Origin of the sequence: Phocaeicola sp. GP0067 (genome assembly GCF_031119655.1) — a bacterium.
Lineage (GTDB): Bacteria > Bacteroidota > Bacteroidia > Bacteroidales > Bacteroidaceae > Phocaeicola > Phocaeicola vulgatus.
On the sequence record NZ_JAVHZY010000001.1, the window covers coordinates 313,621 to 328,676 of the forward strand.

7 protein-coding genes are annotated in these 15,056 nt (G+C 42.1%); 2 read left to right on the plus strand and 5 right to left on the minus strand.

What is annotated here, in order from left to right; all coding sequences use genetic code 11:
* Positions 1-5: 5 nt before the first annotated feature.
* From RE317_RS01155 to RE317_RS01170, 4 genes are all read right to left on the minus strand, one after another.
* Positions 6-1,391, minus strand: a complete 1,386-nt coding sequence (locus tag RE317_RS01155) for an alpha-L-fucosidase (protein WP_008666609.1) — start codon at positions 1,389-1,391, stop codon at positions 6-8.
* 3 nt (positions 1,392-1,394) lie between these two features.
* Positions 1,395-2,831 (minus strand): sulfatase-like hydrolase/transferase, encoded by a 1,437-nt coding sequence (locus RE317_RS01160; RefSeq protein ID WP_008666611.1) that lies wholly within the window; start codon positions 2,829-2,831, stop codon positions 1,395-1,397.
* A 101-nt stretch (positions 2,832-2,932) separates the two neighbouring features.
* Complete coding sequence (locus RE317_RS01165; protein ID WP_005844290.1) at positions 2,933-4,846, minus strand: RagB/SusD family nutrient uptake outer membrane protein; 1,914 nt, start codon at positions 4,844-4,846, stop codon at positions 2,933-2,935.
* A 20-nt stretch (positions 4,847-4,866) separates the two neighbouring features.
* Positions 4,867-8,121, minus strand: coding sequence for a TonB-dependent receptor (locus tag RE317_RS01170; protein ID WP_005850150.1), 3,255 nt, complete (start codon positions 8,119-8,121; stop codon positions 4,867-4,869).
* A gap of 184 nt (positions 8,122-8,305) precedes the next feature.
* On the opposite strand from RE317_RS01170, the gene RE317_RS01175 reads away from it, so the two are divergent.
* Positions 8,306-12,379: a hybrid sensor histidine kinase/response regulator transcription factor gene (locus tag RE317_RS01175; RefSeq protein ID WP_008666614.1), complete on the plus strand. Its 4,074-nt coding sequence runs from the start codon at positions 8,306-8,308 to the stop codon at positions 12,377-12,379.
* 9 nt (positions 12,380-12,388) lie between these two features.
* On the opposite strand, the gene RE317_RS01180 is transcribed toward RE317_RS01175, so the two are convergent.
* Entirely contained in the window at positions 12,389-13,399 is a 1,011-nt protein-coding gene (locus RE317_RS01180) for an ATP-dependent 6-phosphofructokinase (RefSeq protein ID WP_005844296.1), read from the minus strand.
* A 147-nt stretch (positions 13,400-13,546) separates the two neighbouring features.
* On the opposite strand from RE317_RS01180, the gene RE317_RS01185 reads away from it, so the two are divergent.
* The gene (locus tag RE317_RS01185; RefSeq protein ID WP_032939269.1) at positions 13,547-15,052 is read left to right on the plus strand and encodes a GH3 auxin-responsive promoter family protein; all 1,506 of its coding nucleotides are present in this window, start codon (positions 13,547-13,549) and stop codon (positions 15,050-15,052) included.
* Positions 15,053-15,056: the final 4 nt, after the last annotated feature.

Below are 15,056 nucleotides of genomic sequence, written 5' to 3' on the forward strand. Positions count from 1 at the left end.
ATTTTTTATTTGAGGGTTACGTTATAGGCACTGAAATGTCTGATTTCGGGTAAGGCAACGGATTGGGTTACGGTGAGGCGCAAGGCGGTGGTTTCTACCGGTTCGAAGTGTGCAATGCGTTTGTGTCCCACAGACTCGCCGGAGCACACTGTCTGCCATTTTCCGTTGACTTTCGCTTCTATCTTGTATTGGCGTATTCTTTCGCCTTTGGCAATGTCTTCTTGGATGATGCAGTAGTTGACCGGTTGTTTTTCATTCAGATTCAGCGTAAGCCGTTGCCTCCGGCCTTGGGTTTCCGCCAATGGTGTACCAAAGCGCCGGTTTATTTCTTCTCCCCATTCTTTTAAACGCTGTTCGTCACCTGCCGGCAATAGCCCATCGGGATCGGGGGTCAGCCCGATGATTAACGTAGCGTTGCGACCCACTGATTTTTCGTACATATCCATCAACGTTGTCAATGGATAGATATTATTCTCGTCATCGGGTTCCCAAAACCATTCGTGGCGGCCGTTGGCACCACGCAGGGGGCTGTCTGCCATAGCTGGTACCCAGTATTTGCCTTCGGGATCACCTTGTTTTAATAAGGCTATTTGGTCTTTTTGGCTTTCAATACGTTTATGATGTGAACAGGGGGCCGGAAAAGTGGACCAGCAGGGGTATCCCACTGTGCCGGTTTCTGAACCTCCCCAGCGGAAATCAGCACGGTCTATGTTGTGGTAGAACAGGCAGTTGGGTTGGTATTTATTGACGATGGGTTCCACATCAGGACCGTCACCTCGTGGGTCATCGGCTCCGCCATCAAACCAAATCATATATAAATCTCCATAGCGGGTACAAAGTTCTTCCACCATTTTCTCGCAGAAGCGTTTATACCACGCCTGTCGGTTGGCGGCAAATTCTCCGTCACCGGCTACCTTGAAATTATGGATACCCAGAAGTGAATTCCACCGGATGCCTACATAGATGCCCGGCTGGATACCATACTTACGGCAGGAGTTGACAAAGTCGCGGACAATGTCTCCTTTGCCATCACGCCATTTTACAGCTTTCAGGCAGTATGGGTTTACGTCACTTTGCCACAATCCGAAGCCGGTTTCATGCGTGGCTGTGAGTACGGCGAATTTGCAGCCTGCGGCTTTAGCTGCCTGAATCCATTGGTCAGTATCCAGTTGGGTAGGATTAAATATATTATAATCTTCAATGGGGCTGATACGGTTATTGCCTTGTCCGTAGCGGATGCCGTCGAATACGTGGAGGTCATAATGAAATACGGCTCCCATTTCCGCTTCATGCCATTTCAATTGATGCGGTTTGGGTACAATGATTTCCGGTTGTGCAACACTCAGTACACAGTTCATAAGGAAGAGAAGGGATGTATATAGTATCTTCATAGGTTATAAATAATTAAAAAATGGATCTTCTGTTTTTTGCAGCCATGTTTTTAATTGGCTTTTCAATCGGTTTACCAGTTTGGGATGCTGCATAGCTATATTATTCATTTGGTAAGGGTCTGATCTCCTGTCGAATAGAATAATCTTATCTACCTTACCATCGGTTGCATGGATAGTAAACGTATGTGTAGCGGTGCGTAATCCCCGGTAGCCTGTTGCCGGATTGGATGACTGTATGTAATAATAGGGTTGGACAATGCGGTTGTTTTCTTTTCCGTAGAGGAGAACGGAAGCAAGGTCGAATGTTTGTACTTCTTCCGGTATTTGTTGCTGAAAGCCCATGATGGAAAGCAGGGTCGGATACAAGTCGGCAAAAGCTATCATGGTTGTTCGGTCGGTTTTCGGCTTTATTTTTTCCGGCCATGAGATAAGGACTGGAATTCGCATGGATTCCTCATAAAAGATATCTTTTCCGGCTTGTTCATGAGCCCCCATGCAGATGCCGTGGTCAGAAGTGAATACTACAATAGTATTTTTAAATAAACCCAAACGTTTCAATTCGTTGATTATCCGACCTATATTTTCATCGACTCCGGTCATGCAGGCATAGTAATTGCGGATATTGTTGCGGAAATAGTCGCCCATTTCAGTGCCTTTGGCGGGAATGTCGGGACGGTTGGCACATAATGCCTCTACATTCAGGTTTTTATACATCTCCTTGTATCGGTCGGGCACCAACTCGTAACCGGTGTGTGGAGGGTTCATGGATACGACTAAGGCAAATGGCTGCGTTTTATCTATATGCCCGTTGAGGTACTCAATCGCTTTGTCGGCTTCATACTCCGGTCCCCATTGATTGACATAATAAAAACTGTCCCGGGGAGCGTCAGTGTCCCAGTACATGGGTTTTAAATGGTAGTCGTAAGTGCCATAAGCGGTCCAATAGTCAAAACCGTGCCGGCGTTCTTTTGGACACCATTCGTTCCAAGCAACTGCACCATGGTTGTTGTAAGTATCTATGTATGGTTCATAAGGAGCATCCAGATGCCATTTGCCGATATATCCTGTTTGGTATCCATTGGCTTTAAGTATATCACTCCAGCAGCGTGCATCTTGTGGAAGTTCTACTCCATAAGGAGCGTTGGCAGAATTGCAATTGCCTGTTACTTTGTTCTTATGCGGATACATGCCTGTCATCAACATGCCTCGTGCTGGTGAAGATACGGGATAGCTGCTGACAGCATTGGTGAAATTCACACCTTCACGGGCCAGTTGGTCCAGGCAAGGTGTTTTGACAGGTTCTTTTCCGAGACAACCTAAAGCATCTCCTCTCCATTGATCTGCCATGATGAAGACCAGGTTAGGTTTTTCTTGAGCTTGTAAATAGATAGAAGTCAAGAACGGAAAGATGAAAAATGTTTTTTTAGAGAAAAATTTCATATTAATTCGGTATGATATTGGTAAAGGGTGTGTTCAAAGGTACAATAAGAATACATTGTAACGAATTAAACTACACCCTTTTTGAGTTATTTTATCTAAACCTATTGCAGAGCATATTGATTGGCACCGACAGGCCAGCCTGGATTTTGATAAACAACGGAAGTGGAAATATCGCCTCCTTTCTCAGGGGTTGAAAGACGGAATACGTCATAAGAGATAGGGGTCAGGTAATTCGCTTCTTCAAAGTTGTAGCCATTGTTGGTAATGATCAGTTCGTTGGCAAAATGCGGACGTAAATATTTAGAATTACTAACCACTAAGCCGGCAGCCAATTGTTTCACATAGTAAGGCTCTTTTTGATACTCTTGCCAATTGAATCCTTCTGTTTGATAGTTTTTCATTTTATCTAGTGAACGCCAGCGTAAAAGATCATCTTTACGCATGCCTTCTGCTATAAATTCGCAACGTCGTTCACGGCGGATATTATATAAAGTTTTATCTATCATCTGACTTCCGGACCAAACAGCCAGATCGTTTTCTTTACTTAGATCTGTTGCATCGATAGTTTTTTGGAAGTTTTCTGATACGCCGGCACGCTTTCTCAAAGCTCTCCAGTATTTTTTGCTATAATCATCTAGATTTTTGTTTTTCATATAGTCAGCTTCCATATAGTTGAGATATGCTTCGCTGGCGCGGAATATCATATAAGCCAAAGGTGAATTATCCGCTGGAGCTACATTGCTGTCTCTCCATCCTTTACGAACTAAATATCCTGTAGCTGTTCTGCTTAAGTTTTGATAAGCTTGTAGTAGATTTGCATAGACCATTCTTCCGTCTTGGTCCATATTACCACCTCTCCAAACCATATCACCCGGTTTGAATGTTGATTCTACAAGGCGTAAATCACGATTCTCCATTACATCGGGGATACTCTTGTCGCCTTTGTATTCTGTATTTTCTGGTGCATAAATAGGCAGGCCATTGGTAGTTAGGAAAGTTTCAACCATGGATCGTGTATAACCTCCACCTTGTCCCACACAGCCTTCACCGTTTTCATTGTATATGCTATGATAATTGCCTTCTACTAAGCTATTCACTTTGGCATCCGCACTATACATACGCCATAATAATACCTCTTTGTTGGAAGAAAGATCATATTGATTGAACATATTCATATAATCTTCTATTTTATCAGAGATTTGTATTGCTTCTGCCACTTCTTTGGCAGATGCCATCGCTTCAGTCAGGAAGAAATCTATTTCAGTATTAAGGTTGCCATTGAAAGTACCGCCCGGCCAGCCCGGACCACCTGGTACTCGTGCGGTTCCTTGATGGTAGGTTTCCCAACTTGCTTCATACAGGGCTACACGTGATTTAAATAGATAGGCACACTCTCTGTTCAGACGGTGATTGGTCAGATTATTACTGCGCGGTAATAATCGGGCAATGGCTTCGTTCAGGTCTTCTAGAATAAATCGGGCCACTTCATTACGTGGCTTACGTTTGTTTGCTTCCACATTGGCGGCATAATCATCTGCGCTAAGTTCTGATTTGATAATGGGAAAATCTCCGAATTTCCTCAAATATTCGAAATAGATGTAAGCTCTGAAGAAGTAAATCTCACCGATATATTGCTGAGTTTCGCGGGTATCTTCCAGTTCCCCTTTTTGGATATTTTCCAAAGCGTAATATAACAATCGGTTACAGTCGCGCAAATGTCCTTGCCGATTATAACTTCCTGTGGCGGCAACTTTGATACGTTGCGGTAGAAAGAAATCTACAGGATCTGTTCCTGCTTGGTTATCACTGGTTTGATCGTTGGTAAAAAGATTGGTGTCTTTGAAATCGGGCAATAGTTCGTATTTCTTGTTACAATAAGCCTGCAATTGGCTTGGTTCTGTGAAAAAACCTTCATTCACATTGTCTGTCAATGGTTCTCTATCTAGAAAATCGTTACATGAGCTTATAGCGAATGAAGTTGCTATTATAGGGAGTATGATGTATTTTAATTTCATGATTATGATTTATTTAAAGTTTATAATGTAATATTAATTCCACATGATAGAGTATAGCTTAACGGATAACTCATACCGTTTTGGTAAATTAGTTCTGGATCAAAATTTTTACTCATCTTGGTACCAGTCCATAAATTATCTCCGGAGAAGAATAGTCGTACTTTCTCCAGGTTAGCTTTTTGTATCCATGCTTTAGGCAACGTGTAACCTATTTGTATGTTTTTCAAGCGGATGTAAGCTGCATTCTGCAAGTAACGACTTTGTACCTGCTGGTTTTGTTTACTTCCAATAATGGGGCGCGGATAATAAGCATTGAGATTTGCTCCCATTTCATCTCCTTCAGGACGGAAGTAATCCATGTGTTCTTCGTATCCGGTGGAATCCCATTGCCCCCCGTTGATACCCCAGAAAATCATACCTTTAGAATAAGCGGTTCTGTCGTCGCCTCCTACCCAAACGTCACGTTTGGCTACGCCCTGGAACATTAGATTGATATCAAATCCTTTATAGTCAGCTCCTAATGAGAAGCCAAAACGAAAGCGGGGTGTGTAATTTCCAATAATGGTTAAATCTTTCGGATCAGTGGCAGACGTACCTTTTTCTATGGCAGGATTGTCATCCAGGTTAGCGTACATGATATCACCGGCTTTCCAAATATTGTTTCCTACATTGGGTAATTTGCTTTGGTCATGTTGGGCTATCCATGATTGCATTTCTTCATCGGTTTTTGCTATGCCTACTGTTTTGAATCCCCATATTTCGCCTAATTTTTTCCCTTTCCAATAATTTTCAATGGTGTTTCCGTCTTCATCTTTGGTGTAAAATGTTTTATCAGGATTGGGATATTCTGTTACTTCTGTTTGAGCATCAGATAGATTGAAAGAAGCATGATACCCTACTTTACCAATTCTGTCCTGCCAAGTTAGTTGTAATTCCCAGCCTTTGGTTCGTAAAGAGGTATTATTCATTTTGGGAGCTGATGCTCCTACTAATGGAGTTATTTCTTCGGCAGGTCCTACCATGTCTTTGGTATCACGAATGTAGTATTCAACGTATCCGTTCAGACGATTGTTAAATGCACCAAAGTCAAGTCCTGCATTATAGCTGGTGACACGTTCCCATGTGAGCAAGGAACTGACGAGACCGGGGGAAGATGCTATATTGGACTTGTTGGCTAAGTCAAGCAGCCAGCGTCCGCCGGCATCTACGCTACCTACAGTTATATTTTGAATAGAATAAGTAGGATAATAATTATCTGTATTCTGATTGCCTAGGCTACCGTAAGAAAAACGTAGTTTTAACAGGTTGACATATGCTTCTGCCGGACTCCAGAATGCTTCGCGGGCGATGTTCCAACCTATAGAAACAGAGGGAAATGTGCCCCATCGTTGGTTACCGCGGAAGCGTGAAGTCCCATCGCGACGAATGTTTCCTTCTAATAGGTATCGTCCTTCGTAGTCATAATTTAAACGGGCAAAATATCCCATTGTAGCCCATTCTTTTGAGGAGCCTTTCAAATCACTTGTACCAGTGGCCGTATTGATACTGGGGACATTTTCGTTGATGACATCATAGCGTTTGCCGATTAATTCGTTGATGTAATAATATTCGGTATTCATACCTGCTGTAACTTTGAAATTGTGCTTGTTCCAGGAATATTCATAATCTGCATATAGTGAAGTTGTCATCATGGAAGTTTGCTGTGTTTGACTTTGCACAAATGTCTTTCCTGCTGCTAAATCGGGGTCTCCTCCTAACCATGCTTCTTCCACGGGTTGGTTGTCACGGGTATAGAGATAGACTTTATTTACATTATATTGGTGGCGGTAGCTTTCTGTCCGTAGAGTCGCCTGTCCGTGAATACCTAATCCTTTTAATGGAGTCAGATGGAAACCTCCGGAAGTGAAGTAGGTGTCTTTACTGCTGTTTGAACGCCCTCCAGAAGTTAATTGCATTAATTTAGGATTACGTGTATAGTGTCCGTTGTTGTCATAGAGAGGCATCATGGGATATAATTTGGTCGTTTCTGCAAAGAAACGATCGCCATAGAGTTTCACAAAAGTTGGCATTTCTATATCTGAACGTATAAAACGAGCGTTAAAATCTAAACTTAGCCATTTGGTGACTTGTCCTGTTACCTTTCCACTGATGTTATAACGTTTTTTGTTTTCGTCAGAGTAATTCATCTGTCCGTTTTGAGAAAGGAAAGCTCCCGATAGATAGTATTTAACTTTCTCACCTCCTCCGGAGATACTTAGATTATGTTCTTGTCCGAAAGATGTTTTGTCAATGAAGTTTCTTGGCCAGTTTTGATTATCATTGGAAGCGACGTTGAAAGGGAAAAAATTGTTTCCTTGTGAACCATTGGGGTCTGAGGTGTATGGGTATTCACCCGCCATGTATTTCTGAATGCGGTCTATCGTATCATCAGTGAAAATAAAAGTGGTGCCGCTTCCTGAATTTTTTTGTGCTGCATTGAAATACTTGGCAAAGCGGTAGGAGTCGAGCATGTCAGGAATGTTGGTGGGGCGTGACCATCTGAAATTGTTTGAATACTGAATGGTGGCTTTTCCTGCTTCTCCTGATTTGGTTGTAACCAAGATTACGCCAAATGGAGCGCGTGAACCGTAAATGGCAGATGCGGCAGCATCTTTTAACACGGAAATGTTAGCGATATCCTGCGGATTTAACGAGTTTATGTCTCCTTCGGCTCCATCAATTAAAACTAAAGGTGAGGCACTGGATCCGGTATTCAAATTTCCTGTTCCACGAATATTCATGGTGGGATTATAGTCTAATCGTCCACCTTTGTCATTCATGTCAATGTTCAATCCTGGCATCACTCCTTGAAGAGCTTGTGAAACTGAAGTGACAGGACGTGATTCCAGTGTTTTTTTATCCACGGTAGCAACTGCTCCTGTTAAGTTCACTTTCTTTTGCGTACCAAAGCCTACTACCACAACTTCGTCCAGCGTTTGCGTATCTTCCGCTAAAGAGATTTGATAAAAAGTTTGGTTGCCATTGATTGTAAATTCTTGGGGGGTATACCCGATAAAGGAAACAATTAGCACACTGCTTTTTGAGGCTTGGATTGTGAATTTTCCATCCAGATCAGTAACCGTTCCGTTGGTAGTACCTTTGACAACTACACTAGCACCGATAATGGGCTCATTGAGCTTTTTATCCGTGACTACACCGGTGATGCTGAATTGCTGGGCGTACAGGAATGTACAGTTGCAAAGCAATATCAAAAATAGAATTGAGATTTTTTTCATGCTTCTCTGTTTTTTAATTAGACATTAGGTTAATACATTGCAAATGTATGTTAATCAGTGATGTGGCTTAATACACGTTCATTTCATTCAGCATGCATGTTTAATGCATCTCTATATTTTTTGGTGAATCTTTGTTGTTATCTCTTTTTTATTTTATTCCTTTGCTACAGGTAATGAATTAAATATGAACCTTAAAATCTTATCACTGGTTATAATTGGAGTATGTATATTGCTGCCGGATGTGTGCTATGCTTTTTTAAGCAAAGATGTGCATCTGCTCAATATGCAAAACGGATTGGCCGACAATACCGTATCTGCTGTTTATAAGGATAAAGAAGGCTTCATTTGGTTTGGAACCCGAAACGGGTTGAGCCGTTATGACGGTAGGCGGATTACAAATTTTGAAAGGAGTAGGAGTTATCCTAGTATTTCAAACTTAAAGGAGGTTTTTGACGGGGTGCTGGCATTTGTGGATAATGGTGTCTTTTCTGCATTTGATTTGAAAAAAGAACGGTTTTTGTCTGTGGTTTCTTCTTCGGGACAGGGTATTCCATCTCGAGGGATGTTGCAGAGGAATGATTCGTTGGTTTGGGTGATTTCCGGGAGTGAGCTGCATTTAATGAAGCGGTGCGCATCAAAAGAGGGTGAGCTTCGGCTCCGGGTTCAAGAAAAATATACAGGCTGGAATAACCAGGATAATCTTTTGGTTGCCATCACTTATTCTTCGGATAAAAAAAGTATCTGTCTGATTGATGAAAAAGGTAGAATTATCTTGCTGGATGCGACAAACCTGAATTCCTTTCGGGTGATTGATCTGGGGCGTACCGGTAGTCTGTCTGTAAATTCTGTTTTGTATGATGATGGTCGGATATGGATTTCTACAATTGCTCATGGGGTTATTTATTACAATGAACGAACCGGGAAAATCAAGCAGTTGACTTATCATGTGGCTCCGGTATCCGACAGACTTTCTCATACAGATGTTTTCGGTGTTATCAGATTAAATGAGAATAAATATCTGGCCGTAACGTGGAATGGATATACGGTGATGACAATAGATAAAAATAATCAGGACGAGATATTGACAGAAGTTTATAGTAACACTTCTTCTTTGATGTACCGCAATCTTGAAACGAGGATGATTGCGGCTTATTACGATTCACATGGTATTCTGTGGATTGGTACGGATGGTGGAGGAGTTATCTGGTCGGATTTGCGTATGCAGTTTTATAATTGTTTTTATCAGGACAGGCATAATGAGATTTGTTCTATTGTAGCGGATGACGATCATTATCTTTGGTTGGCAACATACCATAAAGGAATTATGCGGAGCCGGACAGCGTTTGGTACTTCGGAAAAAACAGACTTCTTTCAAGTAGGAGATCAAGATGTGAAAAAACAACAGACAGTGTTGTGCAGTCTGAAAGATGAGAAAGGGAATTTATGGTTTGGGAATTCAGATGGTTCATTGACCTGTTATTATAAAAAAGAACGCTCATTTAAAATATTGCGATTGATCACGGAAGATGGTGACCTTAACAAATCATCTGTCTGGGCCTTATTTCTTGATAGCAAAGGCCGTTTTTGGATTGGTACACATAAAGGACTTTGGTTATTCGACCGTGAAACGAACAGGGGTAAGAAGATACATTTCAAAGTATCCGGATTACAGAACTTGTCTCCTCTTTATATTCGTGCTATGGCTGAAACCGACGATCATACGCTTTGGCTGGGCACTGCGAATTATGGTATATGTAAAGTGATAAATGAAAAAGAACTGCAGACCGGCTATGAAAAGAAGTATGGTATGGCTGAGAATTCCGTTCGTTCATTATTAGCTTCGTCTGATGGTAATCTGTATGTCGGATACATGGCCGGTCTGGCAGTTTTCTCTCCCGGACAGGATGCGATAACTCATGTATATACTACCCGGGATGGATTGTGCAGTAACTTTATTGGTTGCATGACTGAGGATGCGGACGGGCAAATCTGGTTGGGCTCTAATTCAGGTATTTCCCGTTATAGCCGTCATCAGCATTTGTTTTATAATTATTACATTGCAGGCAGTAACCGTTCTGTCCTGCATTGGGAGGATGTCCTGTTTTGGGGAAATAATAAAAATCTTACTTATTTTAACCCCGATGACATTAAAGCGTTTACCACTTCCGAATCTGTCGTGATTACCGGATTGGAGGTAAATAATAAACCTGTAGAGATAGGAAGAGAGGTCAATGGGCAGACCATTCTTTCACAAAGTATTTTCTATACGCCTTTTGTCCGGTTGAATCATGCGAATCGTGACTTTGCGCTGACGTTCAATAACCTTTCTTATTCTGAAAGCCAGCAGAAGTATAGTTACAGGCTTCGTCCTTATCAGCCTGATTGGCTTGTGGCCAACGGAGGGGAAAAAGTTTCGTATGCTAACCTTCCTGCCGGGGAATATGTTTTTGAGGTGAAAAATATTTATCCGGATGAAAGAGACAGTAAAATAACCTCGTTGAGAGTAGAGATTTTGCCTCATTGGAGTGAAACTTTCTTTTTCCGCTTCTGTATGATGGTGCTGGGAGGGATAATAGTTTATATGGTTATGCAGCGTATTAAATTACGGCAAAAGAGGTTGGAGCACGAGTTGCGCTTGGAACATGAGATATTTGCTGCTACTGTAGAGCGTGACAAGGAGAAGCAGATTCGGATGGAACGCGAGAATTTCTTTACGAATGCAGCTCACGAGTTGCGTACACCTTTAACTTTAATCTTATCTCCCCTGCAGGAATTGTTAGGAACCGTCCGCCCTTCAGACACCGTCTATACTAAACTGGCTGCCATGTATCGCAATGGAACCTCTTTGCAGACATTGGTCGATCATTTGCTTTATGTGCAGAAGATTGAAGCAGGTATGATTAAACTCCGGATTTCGAAAGTCGATATAGTGGTATTGGCAAAGCAGATAACCGATCCTTTTCATGAACTGGCAGAAACAGAAGGGATTAACTTTACGGTTGAATCGCTGAATGAGCCACTTTTGCTATGGATAGACGTGGAAAAAATAAGTTCGGCTATCCGTAATTTATTATCTAATGCGTTTAAGTATACATCTCCGAATGGAAAGGTGATTTTTAAGATGAACCGTATCGAGATAGATGGATATTCATTTTGCAGTATAATCATATCGGATACAGGTAAAGGAATACCGGAAGAGTTACGGGGGAGGATTTTTGAATCATTTATTACCGGAGAAAATACACCTTTGTTTTCTAATAAGGTAGGTATAGGCTTGCGTATTGTTAAAAATACGATGGATCTTCATCATGGCACGGTGAATTTGGACAGTACTCTCGGAAAGGGTAGCACTTTCACATTATTGATTCCTGAGGGAAATGCACATTTTGCAGAGGACCGGTATGAGATTGTTGGTGCTCCGGAGATGGAGGAGTATGCTCTTCCGTTACCGGTAATGCAGGCGGAAGGGCAGGAAGACAAGCCTTCGAATAAAAAAACATCTCTTCTTGTTATTGAGGACAATGAGGAAATCCGGCATTATGTCTGTTCTTTATTCTGTAAAGATTATGCCGTATATGAGGCGGCAAACGGTGAAGAGGGGGTTGATGTGGCAATGAGTAAAATTCCGGATTTGATTATTTCTGATATAATGATGCCTGTAAAAGATGGGTTTACCTGTTGCCGGGAATTGCGTGAGCAGCCTCGGACAGCACATATCCCTATTTTGATGCTGACGGCAAAGGCTGAGGATGCGGATGTGTTGCAGGCTTCAAAAATAGGTGTGGATGATTATATGATGAAACCCTTCAATCCGGAGGTATTGAAGGCAAAAGTCCGGAACCTGATACTCCAGCGGGAACGCCTGAAGAGGATATATACAAAGACGTTGATGTTGAAGCAGCAGGAAAGTGAACCGGAAGCGGATGGGAATAATGCTCCGGATGATTTTATACAGCAAATTATTCATGTCATAGAAGCTAATCTGGCGAATGAGAACTTTAATGTAAAAATGTTGGCGGAGCAATTGAATATGAGTCAGCCTACCCTTTATAGAAAAATAAAGCAACGTAGCGAACTGGCTGCTATTGATATGATTCGGAGTGTACGGATGAGCAAGGCTGCCTCCCTTATTATGGAGAACAGGTATTCCATTCAGGAAATAGCCGAAATGGTAGGATATAGTGATACACGTACGCTCCGAAAGCATTTTACCGAGCAATTCGGAGTGTCTCCATCCAAGTATATGGAAAAGGATTGAATCTGCTTCTTATCCGAAGCAGATTCCCATCCGTTTGCCTTGTACAATCAGGTCATGGTTCTCATTGACAAGTTTTAATTTACCAGCCACTTCATTCAGAGGGATGGAGCCAATTTCCGCACCTTGCAGAGAGACCATTCGTCCGAATTGTCCGGAAGCAATCAGTTCTGTGGCATGTCCACCCATACGAGTGGCCAGATTACGGTCGTAGGGAGTAGGAGAGCCGCCACGCTGGATATATCCCAGTACAGTTTCACGGGTCTCGAATCCGGTTTCATATTCTATTTCTTGGGCTATATATTCGGCGGCTTTTTTGCCGTCCATGGTTTTGATGCCTTCTGCGACAACAACAATGGAATAGGGCTTCCCTTTTTTCAAGCGTTCAATGATGGTATTGCCTATATTATGAATATCATAAGACAGTTCCGGAATAAGAATCACGTCACCGCCTCCCGCCATTCCGGAATAAAGTGCAATCCAGCCAGCTTTATGTCCCATCACTTCAATAACCATGACACGTTGGTGTGAACTGGCTGTAGAATGCAGCCGGTCAATGGCATCGGTAGCAATGGTCACGGCAGAATCGAATCCGAATGAAACGTCTGTTCCCCAAACATCGTTATCTATTGTTTTAGGTACAGAAACAACGTTCACACCTGCTTGGGCCAGTTTGGCTGCGGTCTTTTGGGTTCCGTTTCCGCCGATACATACGATACAGTCCAGACCTAGATCATGGATATTCTTTAACATCAAAGCCGGTTTGTCCTCCGAGGCTGCCGACAGGCGTTTCTTGAATGGCTTTTCTCTGGAAGTGCCTAGTATTGTCCCTCCCAGATTTAACAAGCCCGATAATGATTTTTCTGTCAATGGTTCTACGTCATTGTCCAGCAATCCCCGGAATCCGCTATGAATTCCATAAACTTCCATACCGTAATGATTTATCGCTGTTTTGCAAACTCCTCTAATTGTGGCGTTTATTCCTGGACAGTCTCCTCCTGATGTCAATATTCCTATCTTCATAGCCTTTGATGTTAAGTTGTAAGCGACCGTAAAGATAACAAAAAATAAAAGTAATGTAGAAAACTATAAAAAAAATAATGTTATCAGCCATTATAATATAGAAATAAGCTATTTTTGCAAGATATAACGAATCGTATACTAAGACAAATGAATTCTACCAGATTAATTAGTACGCTATTCAAGCCCAGACAAAAAGCGACAGCCTTGTATGCAACTCAGGCTGAGGCGCTCCAACATAAAGTGTTTTGCCGGCTGATGAAGGATGCGGCCCATACGGAGTGGGGATTGAAATATGGCTATAAAGACATAAAGAGATATCAAGACTTTCAACGTGTACCTATACAGACTTACGAAGAAATCAAGCCATACGTAGAACGGATGCGTCATGGAGAGAAAGATGTCCTGTGGCGTGGAGAAGTGCAGTGGTTTGCCAAATCTTCAGGAACAACTAATGACAAAAGTAAGTTTATTCCTGTCAGCAGGGAGGGACTTCATGATATTCATTATGCGGGTGGTATGGATGCAGTGGCGCTGTATCTCCAACAAAATCCTGAGAGTCGTTTTTTCTCTGGAAAAGGTCTGATTCTTGGAGGAAGCCATGCACCAAACTATAATGTGAAACGAAGTCTTGTAGGAGACCTTTCTGCCATATTGATTGAAAATGTGAATCCGTTGGTCAATCTGATTCGGGTGCCCGATAAAAAGATTGCGTTGCTGAGTGATTTCGAGGAAAAAGTAGAAAGGATTACTCGTGCCACAATGAATCAGAATGTGACCAATCTTTCAGGAGTGCCGTCATGGATGATGGCTGTACTGAAACATATTCTGGAAGTGAAGGGAACGGATAATTTGGCGGAAGTATGGCCTGATTTGGAAGTTTTTTTTCATGGAGGGGTTGCTTTTACTCCTTATCGCGAACAATATAAACAGCTTATTCGTAGCGACAAGATGCATTATATGGAAACATACAATGCCAGTGAAGGTTTTTTCGGATTACAAAGTGATTTCAGTGATCCTTCCATGTTGCTGATGATTGACTATGGGGTATTTTATGAATTTATTCCGATGGAAGATGTCGGTACTGAAAATCCTCATATTGTTCCGTTAACAGATGTGGAGTTGAATAAAAATTATGCGATGGTCATCAGTACTTCCTGCGGATTGTGGCGTTATATGATTGGTGATACCGTGAAGTTCACCAACAAACACCCCTATAAATTTGTTATAACAGGGCGTACCAAGCACTTTATTAATGCATTTGGTGAGGAGTTGATGGTGGATAATGCGGAACAAGGGTTGGCAAAAGCCTGCGAGGCGACCGGTGCACAGATTATTGATTATTCTGCTGCTCCTGTTTTCATGGATGCACATGCCAAGTGCCGTCATCAGTGGCTGATAGAATTTGCCGTTATGCCGGATTCTTTAGAGAATTTTAGTCGGGTTCTTGACACTTCTTTACAACAAATTAACTCCGATTACGAAGCTAAACGCCATAAAAACATTACCTTGCAGCCGTTGGAAATAATTGTGGCGAGACCTAATCTGTTCCACGATTGGCTGAAAGAAAAAGGCAAATTAGGCGGACAGCACAAAGTGCCGAGATTGAGCAATACGCGTGATTATATAGAAGAAATGCTAAGCTTGAACCAATAAGAAC